Genomic DNA, 20,794 nt, shown 5'->3' on the forward strand with positions numbered 1-20,794 from the left:
CCTCTTTTGCTCCCCTTCTTCCAGATCGGGAGATGGGGTTGGGGGATGAGGGCAGATTGAAAGTTGCACATCGCGTAGAGAAGACAATCAAGACCTGGCTCCCGTCCCTCGCGCCGCGCTCTCTCCTTGTATCTTAAGAGGCAAGCGGTAACCCAATTCGCCTCATCTCCAGTCTGCGGGTTCAAACGATTCCCCCCCTCCCACACCCCCGACCCCCTATAATTCGGATTGCCCTTCCTATCCAATTCCTCTTCTATGTCCGATTCTCAAGCTGTGAGCGCGGCGGTTGCGCGGCTATATGACACCTATCCGTTTCCCCCAGAGCCGCTGCTGGATGAACCGCCACCGGGTTATAACTGGCGCTGGAACTGGCTAGCAGCCTACAGCTTTTGCACCGGACGCAGACCCGCACGGCAGGATATTCGGATTTTGGATGCGGGCTGTGGAACGGGCGTGGGGACGGAATATCTGGTGCATCTGAATCCGCAAGCGCAGGTGACGGGGATTGACCTGAGCGCGGGGGCGCTGTCGGTGGCGCAGGAGCGGTGTCGGCGGTCTGGGGCCGATCGCGCGACCTTTCATCACCTGAGTTTGTATGCTGCGGATCAGCTACCGGGCGAGTTTGACCTGATTAACTGCGTCGGCGTGCTGCACCACCTGCCTGACCCGATTCGCGGGATTCAGGCGTTGGCGAAAAAGCTGGCTCCGGGTGGCATAATGCATATCTTTGTCTATGGGGAATTGGGACGCTGGGAAATTAAGCTGATGCAGCAGGCGATCGCCCTCCTCCAGCAAGACCGCCGGGGCGACTATACCGACGGCGTGCAGCTAGGGCGAGCCATCTTTGCCAGCCTGCCCGAAAACAACCGCCTAGTGCGGCGCGAACAGGAGCGCTGGTCGCTGGAAAACCAAAAAGACGAGTGCTTTGCCGATATGTACGTGCATCCGCAGGAAATCGACTACAACATCGACACCCTGTTTGAACTCATTGATGCATCGGGGCTGGAATTCTTGGGCTTCTCAAACCCTCGCGTGTGGGATCTAGAGCGACTGCTGGGCAAGTTGCCGGAGTTGATGCAGCGGGCCGAAGGTCTGGGCGATCGCCAGCGTTACCGCCTGATCGAACTGCTCGATCCCGACACCATCACCCACTACGAGTTCTTTTTGGGTCGGCCGCCGCTAGAGCATTACGACTGGTCATCGGATGCCGACCTGCTCAGCGCCATTCCCACCCTCAGCCCCTGCATCGACGGCTGGGATAGTCGCTGCGTGTTTAACTACGACTACCAGATCATCAACCTCAGCGAGGCCGAGTGGGGCTTTCTCAAGGCTTGTGAGAAGAATGACGGAAGGGCGATCGCCCAAATCCTGCAAGACCAGCCATTGCCCCTGGACAGCGTTCGCAACCTCCAGCGCCAACAACTGCTGCTGCTAACCCCAGCAGCCCGAACCCCAGGCTGACCCTCCCGGATCTCAGTTGCAAAAGCCTTCTAAACTCTTTTCAAAGAATCCTGTTTAGAAATTCCATAGGAATTGAATGATTTTGAATCACCGTCATTAAGTATTGTTACCCTGCGGTGGTATGATTAGAGACGGTTCATCACTGCGTTGGCAATGATGCACTGATGACTCCAAAAGACCTATCTGGACTCGGTTCTCAATCGTGACCACGCCAGATCTCCCACCCGAAACCAATACCAACGCTCCGGCTGATCCTGCTGCTCCAGAGAGCAACGACTCCTCTGCCGCCCTGTCAGCCCAGCCCGATGCATCCATGCAGGAATACTACAAGCTTCAGAGCCATCTGCTGCTAACAACGCTTGTCATGGCTGCGGTCATCTTTATTTCTGTGTGGGCAGTCTACTCCCTGAATATTGCTCTCAATTACCTGATTGGAGCGTGCACAGGTGTGGTTTACTTGAGAATGTTGGCTAGAAACGTTGAGCAGCTAGGTCGAGAAAAGGGACGAATTGGAAACACTCGTCTCGTTCTCTTGGTGGGTTTGATTCTGATTGCTTCTCGTTGGAATCAGCTTCAAATCATGCCTATTTTCTTAGGCTTCCTGACCTATAAAGCTGCGGTCATTTTCTATATGTTGCGGACATCTATCCTCCCCTCACAGGGATAGGTTTAGATATCCTAGCATCCCTCCAGTTAATTCGGGCAAGCCATTTTCATGGAAACGTTGCTTTCTCTTAACGTCTTCAATGCCTTTCCGCTTGCTGAGCTAGAAGTCGGCAAACACTTCTATTGGCAGTTAGGAAATCTAAAGCTGCATGGGCAGGTGTTCCTCACCTCGTGGTTTGTAATCGGCCTTTTGGTGCTGGTCACGTTCCTGGCAAGCCGTAATGTCCAGCGCGTTCCCTCTGGGCTACAAAACCTAATGGAATACGGGCTAGAGTTCATTCGCGATCTGGCGAAAAACCAGATTGGTGAAAAGGAATATCGCCCCTGGGTTCCGTTTGTGGGCACGCTGTTTCTGTTCATCTTCGTGAGCAACTGGTCGGGTGCGCTGGTTCCCTGGAAGCTCTTTAAGCTGCCAGAGGGTGAACTGGGTGCGCCGACTGCCGATATCAACACCACGGTTGCGCTGGCGCTGCTGACCTCGCTGGCCTACTTCTACGCAGGGTTTAGCCGCAAGGGATTAGGCTATTTCGGCAACTACGTGCAGCCTGTGCCGTTTATGCTGCCGTTCAAGATTATTGAAGATTTCACCAAGCCGCTCTCCCTCAGCTTCCGACTTTTCGGAAACATCTTGGCGGATGAGCTGGTGGTGGGTGTGTTGGTTCTCTTGGTGCCGCTGTTTGTGCCGCTGCCCGTGATGGCGCTTGGCCTCTTTACGAGTGCAATTCAGGCGCTCATCTTTGCGACGCTGGCGGCAGCCTACATCGGCGAGGCAATGGAGGATCACCACGGTGAAGGGCATGAGGAGCACTAGCATCCTCAGTTGGGGTGTGTGAATTCCCCGTTCATGCGACTCGATTGCAGCAGTCGTCAGTGCAATCGACGGTCGTTGTGTGAGGTGTGCGATCGCCTTTACATGGGCTGATTTTGCAAGCCGGATCACGCATTTGCTGACGTGTTTCTCGTTCTGTAATTTTTAGGGAAGGAAAACATCATGGATCCGATTATTTCTGCTGCTTCGGTTGTGGCTGCTGCGCTGGCTGTAGGTCTGGCGGCGATCGGCCCTGGCATTGGTCAAGGGAATGCCGCTGGTCAGGCAGTTGAAGGGATTGCTCGTCAGCCCGAAGCAGAGGGCAAGATTCGCGGTACGCTGCTGCTGAGCTTGGCGTTCATGGAAGCGCTGACGATCTACGGTCTGGTGGTGGCGCTGGTGCTGCTGTTTGCCAACCCCTTTGCCTAAGAGGTAGGCCGTGTGGCTGGGGTGCAGGGCATTTCAGCCACAGGCTCGCTTGGACTTGGGTGTCTTGGACTTGGGTGTATTGTTGTCGGGCGATCGCGCTTGAGTCAGGTATCCAACTTTGGGCAACGCTCCTCGACAGCGCTTTCGACGTTAGGGCAAATGGTTTGGTTAGTAGAACCCCAAAAAGTTAGTCGGGGCGAATGAATATGGTTTATTGGACATTCTTACTGGCTGAAGAGGGCGGCGGTGGTCTGTTTGACCTGGATGCCACGCTGCCGCTGATGGCGCTTCAGTTTATGCTGCTGGTTGCAGTGCTCAACGTCACTTTTTACAAGCCGTTGGGAAAGGCACTGGATGACCGCGAAGGCTACATCCGCGCCAATCAGTCAGAGGCGAAGGAGCGTCTGGCAAAAGCAGAGGCGCTGGCTAAGCAGTATGAGGCTGAGGCAGCCGAGGTTCGCCGTCAGTCGATCGCAATTGTCTCAGCGGCTGAGGCAGATGCTCAGAAGATCGCAGCTCAAAAGATTGCCGAAGCTCAGCAGATTGCTCAGGCTCAGCGAGAGCAGGCGCAAAAGGACTTAGACGCTCAAAAGGCTGCGGCATTGCAGTCCTTGGAGCAGCAGGTGGATGAATTGAGCCGTCAGATTTTGGAAAAGGTGACGGGTGGCGTTGCGCTTGGCTAGCGCTGACGGGGCAAGCTGCTGGGTCGTAGCGTTTTCTGGTGTTGTGCTAGTTGACGTTGCTCTTCGGTTGGCTTTCCAGAGACCTGTTTTGAACTCGTGAATCAATCAAAGACGCAGATTCGGGCATTCACAGATGGAGATACTAGGGAGTTTGTTGGCGATCGCCGCAACAGCGGGAGAGGCGGCTGAAGCGGCCGAAGAGGGCGGCTTCGGGCTGAATTTTGACCTGCTGGACACAAACCTGATTAACCTCGCCATCATCATTGGTGTCTTGGTGTATTTTGGTCGCGGCTTTTTAGGGAAAACGCTGAGCGATCGGCGGGCGAAAATCGAAGCTTCGATCAAGGAAGCAGAGCAGCGCAAGCAGGAAGCCGCCGCTCTCCTGGCAGAGCAGCAGCAAAAGCTGGCACAGGCTCAAGAAGAGGCGGCTCGTATTCGCTCAGAAGCAGAGGCTCAGGCAGCCGCAGCGAGTGCCGCAATTCTAGAGCAGGCGACGCAGGATGTGGCTCGAATGCAGGCGGCGGCGGATCAGGATGTCGCCGCAGAAGAGCAGCGCGTTGTGAACGAACTGCGTCAGCGAGTGGCAGCGCTTGCGCTCCAGCAGGTCGAGGCAAGGTTGAAAGGTGGTCTGAGCGAAAGTGCCCAGCAGCAGTTAATCGATCGCGGCATTGCGGCATTGGGAGGTTAGCGAAATGAGAGATTCAATTACAGCATCCGAAGTCTCGGAGCCTTATGCACAGGCTTTGATGTCGCTTGCCAAATCCAGTGATTTGATTGACCGCTTTGGTGAAGATGTCGTGTTCTTGCGATCGCTCCTGGCCGAATCAGAAGAGCTTCAGCAAGTCCTAGCCAACCCGCTGATCAAGCCTGATGCCAAGAAAGGCATTTTGCGCCAGCTTGCATCAGAGCAGGTTCATCCCTATACGCTCAACTTTTTGTTTCTGCTGGTGGATCGGGGTCGAATTCTGTTCTTAGACAACATTTGCAAGCAGTATCAGGCGCTCCTACGCGAACTGAAGCAGGCCGTTCTGGCGGAGGTCAGTGCGCCTGTTGAATTGACCGAAGCCCAGCAAGAAGCGGTTCGCAACAAGGTCAAAGAGCTGACGGGTGCCCAGCAAGTTGATTTGGAAACTCGCATCAATCCTGATCTGATTGGTGGAGTCGTGATCAAGGTGGGTTCTCAAGTGTATGACACAAGCCTGCGGGGCCAACTGCGACGCATTGGACTGAAGCTAATGGGTTCTAGCTAGGAAGCACCCCCGGACAACTGGCTGCCTTTACTGGTTCCCCTTGATCCATAAAGAATTTATTACTTTCATCCTGACGGGTATTACGACCTGATCCCCCACCGTTCAACTGGAGAAAAACGCAATGGTAGCAATTAGACCAGACGAAATTAGCAGCATTATTCGCCAGCAAATCGAGCAATATGACCAGCAAGTCAAGGTTTCCAACGTGGGAACCGTGTTGCAGGTCGGCGACGGGATTGCCCGTGTCTATGGATTAGAGAACGTTATGGCCAGCGAATTGCTGGAATTTGAAGACGGCACGATTGGTCTGGCGCTGAACCTGGAAGAAGACAGCGTGGGTGCTGTGCTGATGGGCGAAGGTCTAAATATTCAGGAGGGCAGCACTGTACGCTCGACGGGTCGAGTCGCTTCGATTCCTGTTGGGGAAGCCTATCTGGGTCGTGTGGTCGATGCGCTGGCGCGTCCGATTGACGGGAAGGGGGAGATTGCCGCCACTGATTCTCGCTTGCTGGAATCTCCTGCACCCGGTATTGTGCAACGGAAATCGGTTTACGAGCCGATGCAGACCGGGATTACGGCAATCGATGCCATGATTCCAATTGGTCGGGGTCAGCGTGAGCTAATCATTGGTGACCGTCAGACGGGCAAAACCGCTGTTGCGCTGGACACCATCCTGAACCAGAAAGGCGGGGATGTGATCTGCGTTTACGTTGCGGTGGGCCAGAAAGCCTCGACGGTGGCTCAGGTAGTGGATGCACTCCAGTCTCGTGGCGCGTTGGAATACACCATCGTTGTAGCAGCAAACGCCAGTGATCCTGCGCCGCTGCAATACTTGGCTCCCTACACGGGCGCAACCCTGGCAGAGTATTTCATGTACAAGGGCAAGCATACGCTGGTGGTGTATGACGACCTTTCCAAGCAAGCTCAGGCATACCGCCAGATGTCGCTGCTGTTGCGTCGTCCGCCCGGACGGGAAGCCTACCCTGGCGATGTGTTTTATCTCCACTCACGCCTGCTAGAGCGGGCTGCAAAGCTCAGCCCTGAACTGGGTGAGGGCAGCATGACGGCGCTGCCAATTGTGGAAACCCAAGCGGGTGACGTGTCGGCCTATATTCCAACGAACGTCATTTCGATTACGGACGGACAAATCTTCCTGTCTTCTGACCTGTTCAACTCAGGTCTGCGTCCGGCGGTGAACGCAGGTATCTCGGTGTCTCGCGTGGGATCTGCGGCGCAGACCAAGGCGATGAAGAAAGTCGCAGGTAAGGTGAAGCTGGAACTGGCTCAGTTTGCTGAACTGGAAGCCTTTACTCAGTTTGCGTCTGACCTAGACAAGGCGACCCAGGATCAGCTAGCGCGGGGTCAGCGCCTGCGGGAACTGCTGAAGCAGCCGCAGTATTCGCCGCTGTCGGTGGCGGAGCAGGTGGCTGTGATTTACTCCGGGATTAACGGCTATCTGGATGATATTCCGGTGGAAAAGGTGACTGCGTTCACCAAGGGACTGCGCGACTATTTGAAGACCAGCAAGGCCAAGTACATCGAAATCGTCCAGGGGCAAAAGGTGCTGACGGATGAGGCAGAAGGACTGCTGAAAGAGGCGATCGCCGAATACAAGCAAACCTTCCTGGCAGGACTGAAGTAGGGATAGGGTGTCAGGGGCCAGGTCTTAGGAATCAGCATGGGTTTGTATTTCTAATGCCTGCCTCTTCCCTCTCACCGCTTCGACCCCTAACCCTTAATTCCTAACTCCTAACTATGGCAAACCTGAAGGCAATTCGCGATCGCATCCAGTCGGTCAAGAATACCAAGAAAATTACAGAGGCAATGCGCCTAGTGGCTTCTGCAAAAGTCCGCCGCGCCCAGGAGCAGGTGATTGCGACTCGTCCTTTTGCCGATCGTCTGGCGCAGGTGCTATACGGCTTGCAGGCGCGGATGCAGTTTGAAGATGTCGATCTGCCGCTGCTGAAGTCGCGGGAGGTGCAGACCGTTGGGCTGCTGGTGATTTCGGGCGATCGCGGTTTGTGTGGCGGCTACAACAGCAACATCATCAAACGGGCAGAAGCTCGGGCCCGCGAGCTACAGGCCGAGGGTCTAAACTATCGCTTTGTACTAGTTGGACGGAAAGCGCTGCAATACTTCCAGCGCCGCAATCAGCCCATCGATGCCAGCTTTTCCGGGCTAGAGCAAATCCCAACGGCTGCGGAAGCTGCAAAGATTTCCGATGAGGTGCTGTCGCTCTTCCTGTCGGAAACCGTGGATCGGGTCGAGCTAATCTATACCAAGTTTGTGTCGTTGGTGAGTTCTCGCCCGGTGATTCAAACGCTACTGCCGCTTGACCCGCAGGGACTCGAAACACCGGATGACGAAATCTTCCGGCTGACGACTCGGGGTGGCGAGTTTGCGGTAGAGCGGGAAAAAGTCGCTACGCCAGATGTACGGTCTTTCCCCCAAGACATGATCTTTGAGCAAGATCCAGTGCAGATTTTGAATGCGCTGCTGCCGCTCTATCTCAATAACCAGCTTTTGCGGGCGCTGCAAGAGTCTGCCGCCAGCGAACTGGCCGCCCGGATGACCGCAATGAACAACGCCAGCGACAACGCCAGCGAGCTGATGAAGACACTGACGCTGACTTACAACAAGGCGCGTCAGGCCGCGATCACCCAGGAAATTCTTGAGGTGGTGGCAGGTGCAAACGCCTTGCAGTAGCTGTGAGCAGTCGTTGCAAGTAGTAAACCCCAAAAAATTAACAGCAGTTTTCCGTAAGCGCACACCCTTTACACGCTCGCGGAAAACTTTTTTATTTAGCGCTTTATTTAGCGCTTTATTTAGCGCTTGCCCAGTTTACAAAATTGGGTGAGCAGTTACCATTCGTCTACTAAAGCTTTGCACCACGATAGCGAATCTGGCGCTTGAGCGACAGTTCTTCGGCCAGCTTGGGCATGTCGCCTTTGTGCCCCATCACAATCACCGTGTCATCCTCATGCAGCACAACGGTGGAACCAGGATTCATAATCAAGGTTCCGTCTGCTCGTCGCAGGGCCACAATCAGATAGGTGCGGCCGACCTGCCCGCGCCCCCGCACTTCCAGATCTTTTACAAAGCTGCCAACTAGAGCCGAACCACGAGACACCCGCAACTCGTCGAGCTGCATGTCCAGATTTCCCAGCAATTCATTCAGCGTACTGCTGCCGTCGTTGTGGTTCAGCAAGTCCAGGGAGGCCGGGTGCGTGATCATTTGGGACATTCGCATCGCGCAGATGGTGGCGGGCAGCACGACATGGTTTGCGCCCGCAAGCCGGAGTTTGCGCTCGGTGCTGGGATATTCCCCCCGCGCCAAAATGGACAGGGCCGGGTTCATGCCCCGCGATGTCAGCGTGATAAACACATTTGCCGCATCGTCCGGCAGCACGGTCGCCAAGTATCTGGCTCGCCGAATCCCTGCTAGCTCTAGCACTTCTTCATCCGTTGCGTTACCGCTGATCACCAGATAGCTCATTTCCTGGGCCTCAACCACGCGGCCGGCATCGTTATCGATAATGACGAAGGGCTTCTGCTTGTCCGTCAGCTCCCGCGCCAGGATTTGCCCCATGCGCCCAAAGCCGCAAATAATCGTGTGATTTTCCAGGGTTTCAATGGCTTTTAGCATCCGTCTGACTCCCAGCGCCCGATTGATTTCTCCCTCAGTAATCATCTGCACAATTCCTCCCACGGCGTAGACTGCTGAGGAAGTGCCGCCAATGATGACCAGCATGGTAAATAGGCGTAGGACTGGCGTTGTAATCGGATTCACTTCGCCAAAGCCAACGCCAAAGACCGTGATGACAACCTGATAAATCGCGTCTAGAAACGTCCAGCCCGCAACCATATATCCGGCCGTGGCCACGATGATGGTGATCAGGAACAAAACCGCGCCCGTGAGAACCCGGCGGAAGGGAGTCATGCGTTTAGGGAGGACTGGCAAAAGATTAGAGAGCTTGCCTGTATAGTAGCGCTTTCAAATCGGCTCAAAGCGTAATGCACATGGCAACGCCAAAGAACCGTGCATGAATTTTCCTTTGCGAGATCTCTATGTTCGAGAAATTTGCAGGTTGGGAGGCTCGCAGGTTGGGGGGGCTTGCAGGTTGGGAGGCTCGCAGGTGGGAGGCTTGCAGGTTGGGGGGCTTACATTTCGGGAGGCTTATGGGTTGGGAGGCTTACAGGCGAGATTCGATATGGGCCTCAGCCTGGAGGGCGATCGCCCTCAGTCGATTTAGCACATCCCCCGGAGCCTGCGCCCATAGCCCCCGCTGGTGCGCCTCCAGCAGCCGCTCGGCCATATCGCGCAGGGCCCAGGGATTTTTGTCCTGCACAAACGCCTGCACCGTTTCATCCAGCACGTAGGCTTGCGCCACGCCGTCATACATATAGTCCGCCACGCAGCGGGTCGTCGCGTCGTAGGCAAACAGATAATCCACCGTCGCCGCCATCTCAAACGCGCCCTTGTAGCCGTGCCGCATTACGCCCTCGATCCACTTGGGGTTAATCACGCGAGAGCGATAGACGCGGGCGATTTCTTCCTGCAAAGTGCGGATTTTGGGCGCTTCGGGTAGGGCATGGTCGCCAAAATAGATCTGCGGGGTTTGCCCCGTGAGGGCGCGGGTGGCCACCGTCATGCCGCCCTGAAACTGGTAATAGTCGTCAGAATCGAGCAGGTCGTGTTCGCGGTTGTCCTGGTTGTGCAGCACGATTTGCAGGGATTTCAGGCGCGACTCAAAGGCTTCCGGTGCGGCGCGTCCCTCGCCCTGCCCCGTGTAGGCATAGCTGCTCCAATTGATATAGGCGCGGGCCAGGTCAGCATCGGTCGTCCAGTTTTGCGCGTCGATTAGGCCCTGTAGCCCCGCGCCGTAGGCTCCTGGCTTGGAGCCAAAAATTCGGTAGCGCGATCGCCCTTCTGCCTGTTCTGAGGTCAGCCCCGCCGCCTGCCACTGGGTCGCCTCCTGCCGCACCCGCGCCGCCAGGGGATTGTCTGCGGGCGGCTCATCTAGTTGGGACACCGCCGTCACCGCCTGGTGAAACAGGTCGATTAGATTGGGAAAGGCATCGCGGAAAAAGCCGGAAATTCGCAGCGTTACATCCACCCGCGGCCGACCCAGCAGAGACACAGGCAGAATTTCAAAATCCACCACGCGCCGCGACGCGCCATCCCACACGGGCCGCACGCCCAGCAGCGCCAGCGCTTCCGCCAGGTCGTCGCCACCCGTCCGCATGGTCGCCGTGCCCCACATCGACAGCCCCAGCGTTTGCGGATAGTCGCCGTGTTCCTGGGTATAGCGTTCCACCAGCGCCTCTGCCGCTCTGCGGCCGACATCCCAGGCGCTTTCCGTCGGAATAGCGCGGATATCCACCGAGTAGAAATTGCGTCCGGTTGGCAAAACCTCCGGCCGCCCCCGCGTCGGCGCACCAGAAGCCCCACTGGGCACATAGCGGCCGTCCAGTCCGTGCAGGAGGTGGGCTAGCTCCTGGGAGGTGGCGCGGAGGGCAGGCAGGAGGGTGGGCGGGAGGAGGGGTCTGGCTGCGTGATCTTTGGGCTGCTCCCCAATTTGACCTGCTGGATTTGCAACCGTTTGATTGCTTATTGCTCGATCGACCTGGGCAGCGGCTTCTTGCTCGATCAGGTCGATCAGGTCGGCGGCGTTGCGGAGGGTTGTGGGGTTGGGGACGAGCTTGGGAGCCGCGATCGCCTGGTGGATCTGGTCTGGCGTGAGGGGCTGGGGGGGGTCGGCGGTGAGCGGGTCGAGGTCGAGATGCCAGCGCTGGGCGATCGCCCTTGTCAACCCGACGTATCCCGGTGTGGGATGGCGGGCGATCGCCACAACCAGATCTCGCAACTGCCGTCCGCTGGGGCATTGTCCTAAAATATGCAGCCCGTCGCGGATTTGGGCTTCTTTGAGTTCGCACAGGTAGGTGTCGAGGTTGGGCAGGAGCGCCTCAATTTCCCTAGAATCGGCAGAGTCAGCCGTTAGCCCCAAATCCTGCAAAACCTGGGTTTGCTGGAACAGGGTCAGGAGGCGATCGCGGATAACAGGTAGCCGCGACGGGTCAAGGCTTTGCGCCTCGTAGTATTCATCCACCAGCGCCTCAAGCTGCTGGAGCGGGCCGTAGAGTTCGGCGCGGGTTAGGGGCGGTGTGAGGTGGTCAATAATCACCGCCTGGGCGCGGCGCTTTGCCTGGGAACCTTCGCCCGGATCGTTGACGATAAAGGGATAGAGATGGGGCAGCGGGCCCAGGGCAATTTCGGGATAGCAGGTGGCCGATAGCGCCACGCTCTTGCCGGGTAGCCACTCCAGGTTGCCGTGCTTGCCCACATGAACGATGGCATGGGCCCCAAAGTGCGATCGCACCCAGTGATAAAACGCCAGGTACGCATGGGTTGGCTCTAGGTCTGGCGCGTGGTAGTTCAAGCTGGGGTCGAGGTCATAACCGCGACTGGGCTGGATGCCGATAAAAACATTGCCAAGCTGGATGCCGGGAATGGGAACGCCGTCCTGAGCCTCCTGACACCCCCCATCTCCCCAGCGATCGCCCAGTTGCGTTTGCACCATCGGCGGCAGGGTTTGAAAATAGGCCCAGTAGTCGCTCAGGGAGAGGGATTGGGCGATAGGGCGGTGCTGGGCTTCGGGGTCGTTGGTGGGGCCGGCGGTGAGGCGGTGGATCAGGTCGTCGCCCGTGGCGGGAATATCGCTCAGGGTGTAGCCCGCTTGCTTCAGGGCCTTCAGGATTTCGACGGTGCTGGCGGGGGTGTCGAGGCCAACGCCGTTGGCGAGGCGGCCGTTGCGGGTGGGATAGTTGGCCAAGATCAGCGCAATGCGGCGCTCTGCGGGGGGCGTTTGGCGAAGGCGCACCCAGGCGGCGGCCAGATCGGCGACAAACTGGAGGCGATCGCCCACCGCTGCATACTCCACCACATCGGTTTCCAGCCCGTCATGCCGTGTTTGCACGGTTTTGAACGACACGGCCCGGCTAATGATGCGTCCATCCACCTCAGGCAACGCCACATTCATCGCCACGTCGCGCGGCGACAGCCCCCGGCTTTGAGCCTGCCACTGCTCCCGCGTGCCGCCGCTGAGGATGACCTGAAGCACGGGCGCATCCAGACGGGTCCACAGACTCACATCCGGCGCGTCGTCCTCCAGTCGTGCCAGCGAAAAGCTCGTCGTATTCAGCACCACCTGCACAGCTTCTTTGCCCTTGGGCTGGAGCAGCGTCAGCAGTTCCGCCTGCACGTCTGGATCGCGCAGCGAGGAGACAAATACCGGAATCGGATGCATTCCTCGCGCCGCCAGCAGTTCGCATAGCACCTCGATGGGCTGCGTGTTTCCCGCCAGATAGTGGGCGCGGTAGAACAGGAGGGCGACGTTTGGGGCAGGCTGGAGGTTGGACGCTTGCCTGGGCGGTTTGCAAATGCCTGAAGCAGGGTACACGCCAATCTTAGGAACAGGCTGGGGAGACGGTGGACTAAAGGACTGGCCAAAGCACTCGTCCGCCAGAAATAGCAGGGCATTGACCCAGTTTTCGCGGCCGCCTTCAGTGAGGTATCGCCAGAGGCGGTGGACGGCAGCGAGGGGGGCGGTGGAGTGGCTGAGCAGGTCAGGATCGGGGCGATCGTCTCCGGGCAGCACAAACAAGGTTGCGCCCGTTTGGGCAACGGTTTGCTTTAGCACTTCTAGCCCATAGGGCCAGTAGGCGCGGCCACCCAGCAGGCGCAGAATAATGACCTGGGCCTGGCTGAGGACTTCTTCGGCGTAGGTGTCGATGCTGAGCTGCTGCTGAAGCTGGAGGAGGCTGGCAACGCGCAGGGCCGGAACGCCAGCAGGCAGGTGGGGCAGGGCGTGGGCAAGGCTCTGGATATCCGTGTCGGCGGCAGTCAGGAAAACGATGGGCGCGGGCGTTTGCTCCAGAAAAATCACGCCCTCGGTGTCGGGATTCCAGCCTCCAGGGCTGGCGGCTAGTCGATGCATCGTATTGTTGAAAATCTATGCTCTGGGGTAAACATCTTTCAAAATCCTTATGCCTCCCAGCGCCAGGTAGACTCGCAGGATACCATAATGAACGGTTGTTAAACTCCTAGTCCAGAGTTCTCCTGTCTAGCGTTCCATCGTGCCCCCTGCATCTCATCTCCAGGCAGCGGAGAGAGGCTGGTTTCCGTCGCTGCTGCACTCATCCCATATGCCCACGCCCGAACCGTCGGTTGATTCTCTGATTTTGCCGCTGGCAGTACTGCATCAGCTTCAGGATTTGCTTCAACAGATGGCGCTGTGGGTCCAGTCTTCTGGCGATGGGGCGCTGCTGTTGGGGTCCACGACGCTGCCGCTGGCAGTACAGACGCAACTGCCGGATGGCAAGCAGTTTATGGTGCTGGTATCGCGCCCCTTTAGCGTGCTGCTGAGCGGCTGGCAGTCTGAGGGGACTAGTGTGCCTGGACAGGCTGGTGATTTGGATGCTGCCGAGGAATCGCAGCGGGTGGATTTAACCTTTGATCCGGGGGCGATCGCCACCTTTTTGCAATCCCTGATGGAACTGTGTCAGGCTGAGGCAGACCTGACGGCGGCGCTACAGGCAGCGGGCGATCGCCTCCAGCCCAACGATCCCCTCGCCCAGACGGAATTTACCCGGCGGCTGGTGGCGCTGCTCACGAATCCTGAACTGTCGATAAAACCAGAGCGCTCGTCGCTAGAGCAGCAGGTCGTCGCCCGCACCCACGACTTGCAGGAGGCGGTGCTGGCAGCCCAGACCGCGAATCGCGCCAAGAGTGAGTTTCTGGCCGCAGTTAGCCATGAATTGCGAACCCCGCTAACCACCATTATTGGTATGTCTGCCACGCTGTTGCGCTGGTCTCTGGGGGAACTCAGTCCGCGTCAGCGCAGCTTTTTGCAGACGATTCACGACAGCGGGCAGCACTTGCTGGAACTCATCAACGACATCCTCGACCTGTCGCAGGTGGAGTCGGGGCGGGCCGTGCTAAAGCTGAGTCCGTTTTCGCTGACGATGATGGCTCAGCAGAGCATGAAAACGGTCGAAGAAACAGCCCTGAAGCAGGGCGTAGAGCTGGTGCTGGATTTGCGAATCGACCCCAGCCGCGATCGCTTCGTCGCCGATCCGCACCGGGTCAAGCAGATTTTGCTGAACCTGCTCAGCAACGCCGTGAAGTTCACCGCAGCAGGCGGCAAGGTGACGCTGCGAGTGATGACCGATCCTCAACACGCCATATTCCAAGTGATCGACACAGGCATCGGCATTCCCGAACAGCAGCGCCCCTTGCTCTTCCAGAAATTTCAGCAGCTTGATAGCTCCTACCAGCGGCTCTATCAGGGCACAGGCTTGGGGCTGGCGCTGACCAAGCAACTCGTAGATCTGCACGGCGGGCGGATTATGGTGGATTCTACGGTGGGTGTGGGGTCGGTGTTTACGGTTCAGCTTCCGGCCCGCTCAAAAGACGATGCAGCAGAAGGGACTGCGCCCATTCCGGCCCTAGATGGGCTGGGGCGCACCATCTTGGGACGGGTGGTGCTGGTGGAAAATGATGAGCTAACGGCTAACATCATCTGCGATATGCTGACGGCGGCGGGATATCAGGTGGTGTGGGTTCTAGAAGGCTCCACCGCCTTTAGCCAGATCGAGCTACTCCAGCCAGATGCCGTCATCGTTGATGTGCAGTCGCCCGAAAATGCGGGCGCGGAGCTAATTCACAACTTGCGCCATAGCCCAATCACCCAGCATTTGAAGGTGATTGCCCTGGCAAGTGATGAAGCTTCACCCTACGCAGCACCCGCGATCGCCGCTGCCGATTCCTGCATCACCAAACCGATTCAGCCGGAAGACGTGCTGCCGAGAGTGCTGTCTCTGGTGGCGATCGCCGAAACCTCTTGACTCGAACGTCCACCTTAACGTTCAAGGATCAGCAGACCCAGTAGTAATCAAGAGAATCAGCAAAAATGGGCCAGACAGAAATGCCTCGTCTGGCCCACCTCAATTCATCTCTCAGTTCAAAGCACCTGACAACCAGAACCTTAGAGGTTTTGCAGGAGGCTCACCAATCCTTGGTGCGTGAGAACCTCTAGCAGCAGCATCGATACAAAGCCGATCATCGCCAGCCGACCGTTAAGCTTTTCCGCATATTCCGTAAAGCCAGTCCGCGCTTCGCTGTCTACATACATCTGCGGCTCAACAGCGTAGATATTTTGTCTGCCCTGCTCTTCGGTAACAACGCCTCTCATGTCAAATCTCCTTAAAACCTTATGTAAATAAATGTAACGCAAAAGTTAACAAATGTAAACTACTCTCAGGCTCGGTTTTCTTGACTTCTGCAAGAAAGGCGATCGCTCCAGGCTCTTGGCAGCCGCTGAGTTCCGCTAGCATAAAGGCGTTCAAGTTTGTGGGAGGGCGCTTTATGATTGATGTGGATTACTGCCAGACGATGGCAAAATACAACCAGTGGATGAACTTCAGGCTGTATGCCCTGTGCGCTGATCTGTCTGATGGCGATCGCCGTCAAGATCGGGGCGCATTCTTCAAGTCTATTCACGGCACGCTGAATCATCTGCTGTATGGCGATCGCGCTTGGCTAGGACGGTTTACCCATCAACCTCTGACCGGTTTGGCAATTGGGCAAGACCTTTATGAGAATTTTGACGAACTGCGACAGGCACGGGAACAGTGCGACAAGGAAATTCTGATCTGGGTTCAGAGGATTACAGCCGACTGGCTGGCAAAACCCTTCACATTTCACAGTAAGGCTGACGGCAAAACGCATACGCTGCCGACTTGGACACTCGTGGTGCATCTGTTTAACCATCAAACGCACCACCGGGGACAAATCACTACGCTGCTGTCACAATTGGGCATTGATCCGGGTGTCACAGATTTGCCCTGGCTGCCAGATCTGGCAACTGCCGTAGGTGCAGGTATCGGAGGGGCAGATATCGGAGATCCGTCAGTAGACCCGTCCCCCTAGAACAGTCACAAAAACAGTCGCAAAAACAGTCGCAAAGGCAACGGTCTCCGTCGATATCATTGCCGACTATTGCAAGATAGATGCAGCATTTCATTTCTTGGGATATGGTGTAAGCAAGCCAAAATCCTGATACTGACGGATTTCCCGACGATACTAAGCGTTATGACTCATCCAGCCCGCGACCCCGCCATTCTGGATGCCGTGGCACTGCTCAACGGCTACGGGTTTGACATGGACGGCTTCGCGGCAGACTACTTGGTGAGCTATTGGGCGGTCAACCACCCGGCACACTGGATTCGGGCAGCCATCGTAGAAGCGCTGTATCAAGGACGCTACCGAGCCGTATCAGTGGGGCAAATCTTGGCCGTGTGGCGGCGGCGGGGACAGCCCATTCCCCACTACACGCCAGATTTTGAACGAGTGGTGAGCGGTCGATTCGGCGGGTTTTCGGTGGCTCCCTCAGCCAGTGCTACTATTTCTCAATCATCGGTTTCTCAATCATCGGTTTCTCAATCAACCGCTTCTCAAACGCCTGCCCGCCAAAACCAATCCACCTCTGTATTTTCTTCAGACTCTGTATTTTCTTCGGAGTCTGCACCGGATGAACCTGGTTCTGTGGATAGGGCGATCGCCCCACCCAGCGAATCTGAACTCGCAAACTCTGAACTGCCCCCTAAAATGCCTGCGGATCAGTCTGATCCGAGCGCAGACCCCTCAGGTTCAGACGCTCAATTAGACCCTCAACCAAATCCTCCGTTAGACCCTCAGCCAAACCTCCAATCAGTCCCTCCGTTAGACCCTCAAGAGGCTTCGGAGTTGAGCAATGTGGCTGCGACAAACGTAACTGCAACAACCGAAGACCAGCCAGACCCAACCGGGAACGAAGACGCTTTCGGCGGGTGGGGGCGGGGCAGCGCGGCTCAGAACCCAATCCATCAGTACGTGCCGATTATTCCCCGCATTGAAGCGTCGGCGTTTTATGCCAAACTGCGGGCCGTTGCCTGTGGTGGAAATGAGGCTGGCGAAGGCGCAGTCCTTGTGGCAGACGGTCAGCGGCTGGCGCAACCTTCCATTTTGCGGAATAGCCCGCTGTTGGACAGCATGGAGCAAGCCCAGTTGGGTGAACAGAATTAGGTAAACAGAATTAGGCGACCAGAACTAGGCGACCGGAACTAGGCGCGACTGGGACTGAACGCCTGCGATCGAACGTTTTGCAAAGAATTCCTCTATTTTGCAATCGGTTTCTTGGATTCTCCTGTCAGGGATGGTATAACAAACGCAGCTAGGGGTGCCTGAGCGGTTCAGGCTGAGATTACACCCTGAGAACCTGAGACTGGTTAGCACCAGCGGAGGGAAGCTGTTTATCTGAGGAACTAAATATGAGAGCATCCTGGGTCGCCAAGCGACGCGGACAGAGCAACGTGTCTCAAATGCACTTTGCTCGACAAGGCGTTGTGACGGAAGAAATGCAGTTTGTGGCTGAGCGCGAGCAGTTGCCTGTGGAACTGATTCGCTCAGAAGTGGCGCGGGGACGGCTGATCATCCCTGCCAATATCAATCATGTGAATCTGGAGCCGATGGGGATTGGCATTGCCACCCGCTGCAAGGTAAACGCAAATATCGGCGCGTCGCCCAATTCTTCCAGCTTGCAGGAGGAAGTGGACAAGCTGAAACTGGCGGTGAAATACGGTGCAGACACGGTGATGGACTTGTCTACGGGCGGCGGCGATTTGGATGCCATCCGATCGGCGATTATCGCTGCGTCGCCTGTGCCCATTGGCACGGTGCCGATTTATCAAGCGCTGGAGAGCGTCCACGGCAATATTGAAAAGCTGACCCCCGACGACTTTTTGCACGTCATCGAGACGCACGCGCAGCAGGGTGTGGACTACATGACGATTCATGCGGGAATTTTGATTGAGCATTTGCCGCTGGTGCGCGATCGCCTCACGGGAATCGTCTCTCGCGGCGGCGGCATCATCGCCCGCTGGATGCTGGCCCACCACCAGCAAAACCCGCTTTACACGCACTTCCAAGACATTATCGAGATTTTCAAAAAGTACGATGTGTCCTTTAGTCTGGGCGACTCGCTGCGGCCGGGCTGCCTGCACGATGCCTCCGATGCGGCCCAGCTTGCGGAACTGAAAACGCTTGGTCAGCTCACGCGCAAAGCATGGGAATCGGACGTGCAGGTGATGGTCGAAGGCCCAGGTCATGTCCCGATGGATCAAATCGAATTCAACGTGAAAAAGCAGATGGAGGAATGCTCCGAAGCACCGTTTTACGTATTGGGGCCGCTCGTGACGGATATTGCACCCGGATACGACCACATCACCTCCGCGATTGGCGCAGCGCTGGCGGGATGGCACGGCACCGCGATGCTTTGCTACGTCACACCCAAGGAACACCTGGGGCTGCCCAATGCCGAAGACGTGCGAAACGGGCTGATTGCCTATAAAATTGCTGCCCACGCTGCGGATGTCGCCCGCCATCGGCCCCATGCCCGCGATCGCGACGATGAGCTATCTCGCGCCCGCTACCACTTCGACTGGAATCGCCAGTTTGAACTGTCGCTCGATCCAGAACGCGCCCGCGAGTATCACGACGAAACCCTGCCCGCCGATATCTACAAAACTGCTGAGTTTTGCTCGATGTGCGGGCCAAAGTTCTGCCCTATGCAGACCAAGGTGGATGCGGAAGCGCTGACGGAGTTGGAAAAATTCCTGGCGAGGGAGCCTGCGGTAGGGCGATGAAGGAGACGGAGGGTTGGCGTTGTGTCTCTCCTGCGCCCACCCTCTAGGACTTTTCATCCCCAACCCCTGGGCTATACTAGGCTCAGCTTTTGCGTGGGGAGGCGGTGGTGCTGGTGCGTGGCGTTCGGCAATTAGCAAGGCGGTCAGCGAGGCGGTTGGCAATACAGTTTGCGGCGGGGCTGGTTTCTCCGGCAATAGTAGGTCTGGTGGGGCTACGTCCGGCGATCGCCAATCCGGGAAGCTTGGTCGAGTGGGGGTCGCTGCGAACTGAACCCGTCGTAGCGCCTGTTTCGCCGCCGCCCAGCGCCGTCCCCATCGCGCCCGCCGTCACTTGGCCTGATGTGCCTGCGCTGGGAGCCGTTGAGCCGTTTGTGCCAGAACCAGAAGGGCGATCGCCCGTGTCGCTGGTGGTCGATCTGAGCGATCGCCGCGTGTATGTGTATCAAGACGAGCGGGTGAAAACCAGCTTTCGCATTGCCGTGGGGCGGGCGGGCTGGGAAACGCCCACGGGCCGCTACGAGGTCATCAGCATGGTGGAGCATCCCACTTGGCAGCATCCGTTTACGGGCGAAATCGTGCCGCCGGGAAACGGCAACCCGCTGGGGGTCCGCTGGATCGGCTTCTGGACAGATGGCAAAAACACCATCGGCTTTCACGGCACTCCCAATGAGGAAACCATCGGACGCGCTGCCTCCCACGGCTGCATCCGCATGTACAACGATGACGTGGTTGCCCTGTTTGAAATGGTGCAGGTTGGTACGCCAGTCCATGTAGTTCCCTAGTGGGGCTTCCTGGCGCAGCGTCTCCTAAAGTAGCATTTCCTAAAGCAGCATTTCCTAAAGTAGAGACTCCAGAGACTCCTCTCCTAAAACTGCCCGCTACGCCGCGCCGCCAACTGCTGCACAAACTCGGCATGGGCAGGAGACTGGATGCCAGCCTGCAATCCCTGCATCACCTGCATCATGTCTCCCCCACAGAGCGCCGCCACATCCAGCCACAGCCCCGGAAAGATGCGGCTGCGGAGGAAGCCGTCGGCATCGGGCGGCAGCACAAGATATTCGCCTTCGTTCAAATAGAACCAGTCCAGCCCGTTTTCTAAGCTCCGCCACACAATATATTCTTGAACGCCGCTGCGGCGATAGACTTGCTTTTTGGTGTGGAGGTCGATGGAAGCGCTGCTGGCGGCAATTTCCACGATCAATTCTGGTGCGCCTTCGATATAGTCATCTTCGCTAAGGCGGGACTGTCCGCCCGCAGCCGGGTCAATCAGCAGAACGATGTCGGGCTGGGGTTCGTTGTCTAGGTCGAGCCGCACGGTTGGAGCATCTGCCACTTCTACAGCAGGTGTGGCAAGCCAATAGGTAGAAAGCCAAAGCATCATCTGAGCATGGGGTTTACCATGACTCTTAAAGCGGAGGGCAGCGGGCACGTAGACGACTCCTTCGATTAGTTCAGCTTTTTTGAGATGGGGCATTGCTTCATAGCGCCGCTCAAACTCGGCCCGCGAAAGGTGGTCGCCCGTTTCCAAAGGCGGCAGTTTGGTGGCGGCGGGAGCGGTGAGGCAATTCCCGTAGGGGTCGCTTTGCGAATCGCGCTGGGTTTGCGTCATGAGTGTGGCAAGTGTAGAAATGTCAGGATGGGTGAGGAGAGTTGACGTTTATAATCTCTATGGACGAAGCGCGTTTTTAGAATCTGAATCAACGGCTTCGCCTTAACCTTTCTATTCTATGGTTGCCACTCGGTCAATCTGCCTG

At 57.1% G+C, this 20,794-nt stretch carries 18 protein-coding genes and 1 riboswitch; of the genes, 14 read left to right on the plus strand and 4 right to left on the minus strand.

Annotated elements, in window-relative coordinates; all coding sequences use genetic code 11:
* Window positions 1-255: 255 nt before the first annotated feature.
* The 9 genes from HNI00_RS18205 to HNI00_RS18245 all read left to right on the plus strand — a co-directional run bounded on the left by HNI00_RS18205 (window position 256) and on the right by HNI00_RS18245 (window position 8,003).
* Window positions 256-1,461 (plus strand): class I SAM-dependent methyltransferase, encoded by a 1,206-nt coding sequence (locus HNI00_RS18205; RefSeq protein ID WP_316788205.1) that lies wholly within the window; start codon window positions 256-258, stop codon window positions 1,459-1,461.
* 202 nt (window positions 1,462-1,663) lie between these two features.
* The gene (locus HNI00_RS18210; protein WP_316788207.1) at window positions 1,664-2,128 is read left to right on the plus strand and encodes an ATP synthase subunit I; all 465 of its coding nucleotides are present in this window, start codon (window positions 1,664-1,666) and stop codon (window positions 2,126-2,128) included.
* A 48-nt stretch (window positions 2,129-2,176) separates the two neighbouring features.
* On the plus strand, window positions 2,177-2,938 hold the full coding sequence (gene atpB / locus HNI00_RS18215; RefSeq protein ID WP_316788209.1) for a F0F1 ATP synthase subunit A: 762 nt from the start codon (window positions 2,177-2,179) through the stop codon (window positions 2,936-2,938).
* 180 nt (window positions 2,939-3,118) lie between these two features.
* The gene (gene atpE, locus HNI00_RS18220; protein WP_172354853.1) at window positions 3,119-3,364 is read left to right on the plus strand and encodes an ATP synthase F0 subunit C; all 246 of its coding nucleotides are present in this window, start codon (window positions 3,119-3,121) and stop codon (window positions 3,362-3,364) included.
* Between the two features lie 206 nt (window positions 3,365-3,570).
* Complete coding sequence (locus HNI00_RS18225) at window positions 3,571-4,047, plus strand: F0F1 ATP synthase subunit B' (protein ID WP_420156390.1); 477 nt, start codon at window positions 3,571-3,573, stop codon at window positions 4,045-4,047.
* A gap of 133 nt (window positions 4,048-4,180) precedes the next feature.
* Window positions 4,181-4,735 (plus strand): F0F1 ATP synthase subunit B, encoded by a 555-nt coding sequence (locus HNI00_RS18230; protein ID WP_316788214.1) that lies wholly within the window; start codon window positions 4,181-4,183, stop codon window positions 4,733-4,735.
* 4 nt (window positions 4,736-4,739) lie between these two features.
* Complete coding sequence (gene atpH / locus HNI00_RS18235; RefSeq protein WP_316788215.1) at window positions 4,740-5,297, plus strand: ATP synthase F1 subunit delta; 558 nt, start codon at window positions 4,740-4,742, stop codon at window positions 5,295-5,297.
* 121 nt (window positions 5,298-5,418) lie between these two features.
* Complete coding sequence (gene atpA, locus HNI00_RS18240; protein ID WP_172354845.1) at window positions 5,419-6,939, plus strand: F0F1 ATP synthase subunit alpha; 1,521 nt, start codon at window positions 5,419-5,421, stop codon at window positions 6,937-6,939.
* A 113-nt stretch (window positions 6,940-7,052) separates the two neighbouring features.
* Entirely contained in the window at window positions 7,053-8,003 is a 951-nt protein-coding gene (locus HNI00_RS18245; protein WP_316788217.1) for a F0F1 ATP synthase subunit gamma, read from the plus strand.
* A gap of 169 nt (window positions 8,004-8,172) precedes the next feature.
* On the opposite strand, the gene HNI00_RS18250 is transcribed toward HNI00_RS18245, so the two are convergent.
* Both HNI00_RS18250 and cobN read right to left on the minus strand, forming a co-directional pair.
* Window positions 8,173-9,237: a potassium channel family protein gene (locus tag HNI00_RS18250; RefSeq protein WP_316788219.1), complete on the minus strand. Its 1,065-nt coding sequence runs from the start codon at window positions 9,235-9,237 to the stop codon at window positions 8,173-8,175.
* A gap of 253 nt (window positions 9,238-9,490) precedes the next feature.
* The gene (gene cobN / locus HNI00_RS18255) at window positions 9,491-13,294 is read right to left on the minus strand and encodes a cobaltochelatase subunit CobN (protein WP_316788221.1); all 3,804 of its coding nucleotides are present in this window, start codon (window positions 13,292-13,294) and stop codon (window positions 9,491-9,493) included.
* A gap of 139 nt (window positions 13,295-13,433) precedes the next feature.
* On the opposite strand from cobN, the gene HNI00_RS18260 reads away from it, so the two are divergent.
* Complete coding sequence (locus HNI00_RS18260) at window positions 13,434-15,203, plus strand: ATP-binding response regulator (RefSeq protein ID WP_316788223.1); 1,770 nt, start codon at window positions 13,434-13,436, stop codon at window positions 15,201-15,203.
* A 140-nt stretch (window positions 15,204-15,343) separates the two neighbouring features.
* Here HNI00_RS18260 and HNI00_RS18265 read toward each other — a convergent pair whose 3' ends face one another.
* Window positions 15,344-15,550, minus strand: a complete 207-nt coding sequence (locus HNI00_RS18265; RefSeq protein WP_297083424.1) for a chlorophyll a/b-binding protein — start codon at window positions 15,548-15,550, stop codon at window positions 15,344-15,346.
* A gap of 173 nt (window positions 15,551-15,723) precedes the next feature.
* On the opposite strand from HNI00_RS18265, the gene HNI00_RS18270 reads away from it, so the two are divergent.
* The 4 genes from HNI00_RS18270 (at window position 15,724) to HNI00_RS18285 (ending at window position 19,822) form a co-directional block, all read left to right on the plus strand.
* Window positions 15,724-16,287, plus strand: a complete 564-nt coding sequence (locus HNI00_RS18270) for a DinB family protein (protein ID WP_316788225.1) — start codon at window positions 15,724-15,726, stop codon at window positions 16,285-16,287.
* Window positions 16,288-16,449: 162 nt separating this feature from the next.
* Window positions 16,450-17,421: a hypothetical protein gene (locus HNI00_RS18275; protein ID WP_316788227.1), complete on the plus strand. Its 972-nt coding sequence runs from the start codon at window positions 16,450-16,452 to the stop codon at window positions 17,419-17,421.
* Window positions 17,422-17,561: 140 nt separating this feature from the next.
* Window positions 17,562-17,659, plus strand: a riboswitch (TPP riboswitch).
* A 7-nt stretch (window positions 17,660-17,666) separates the two neighbouring features.
* Window positions 17,667-19,040, plus strand: a complete 1,374-nt coding sequence (thiC, locus tag HNI00_RS18280) for a phosphomethylpyrimidine synthase (RefSeq protein WP_316788229.1) — start codon at window positions 17,667-17,669, stop codon at window positions 19,038-19,040.
* Between the two features lie 350 nt (window positions 19,041-19,390).
* A complete protein-coding gene (locus HNI00_RS18285; protein WP_420156391.1) occupies window positions 19,391-19,822 on the plus strand; it encodes a L,D-transpeptidase in 432 nt (143 codons plus the stop codon).
* 83 nt (window positions 19,823-19,905) lie between these two features.
* Here HNI00_RS18285 and HNI00_RS18290 read toward each other — a convergent pair whose 3' ends face one another.
* Window positions 19,906-20,649, minus strand: a complete 744-nt coding sequence (locus HNI00_RS18290) for a Uma2 family endonuclease (RefSeq protein ID WP_316788233.1) — start codon at window positions 20,647-20,649, stop codon at window positions 19,906-19,908.
* Between the last annotated feature and the right edge of the window lie 145 nt (window positions 20,650-20,794).

It is taken from the genome of Thermoleptolyngbya oregonensis NK1-22 (assembly GCF_032705245.1).
GTDB lineage: Bacteria > Cyanobacteriota > Cyanobacteriia > Elainellales > Elainellaceae > Thermoleptolyngbya > Thermoleptolyngbya sichuanensis.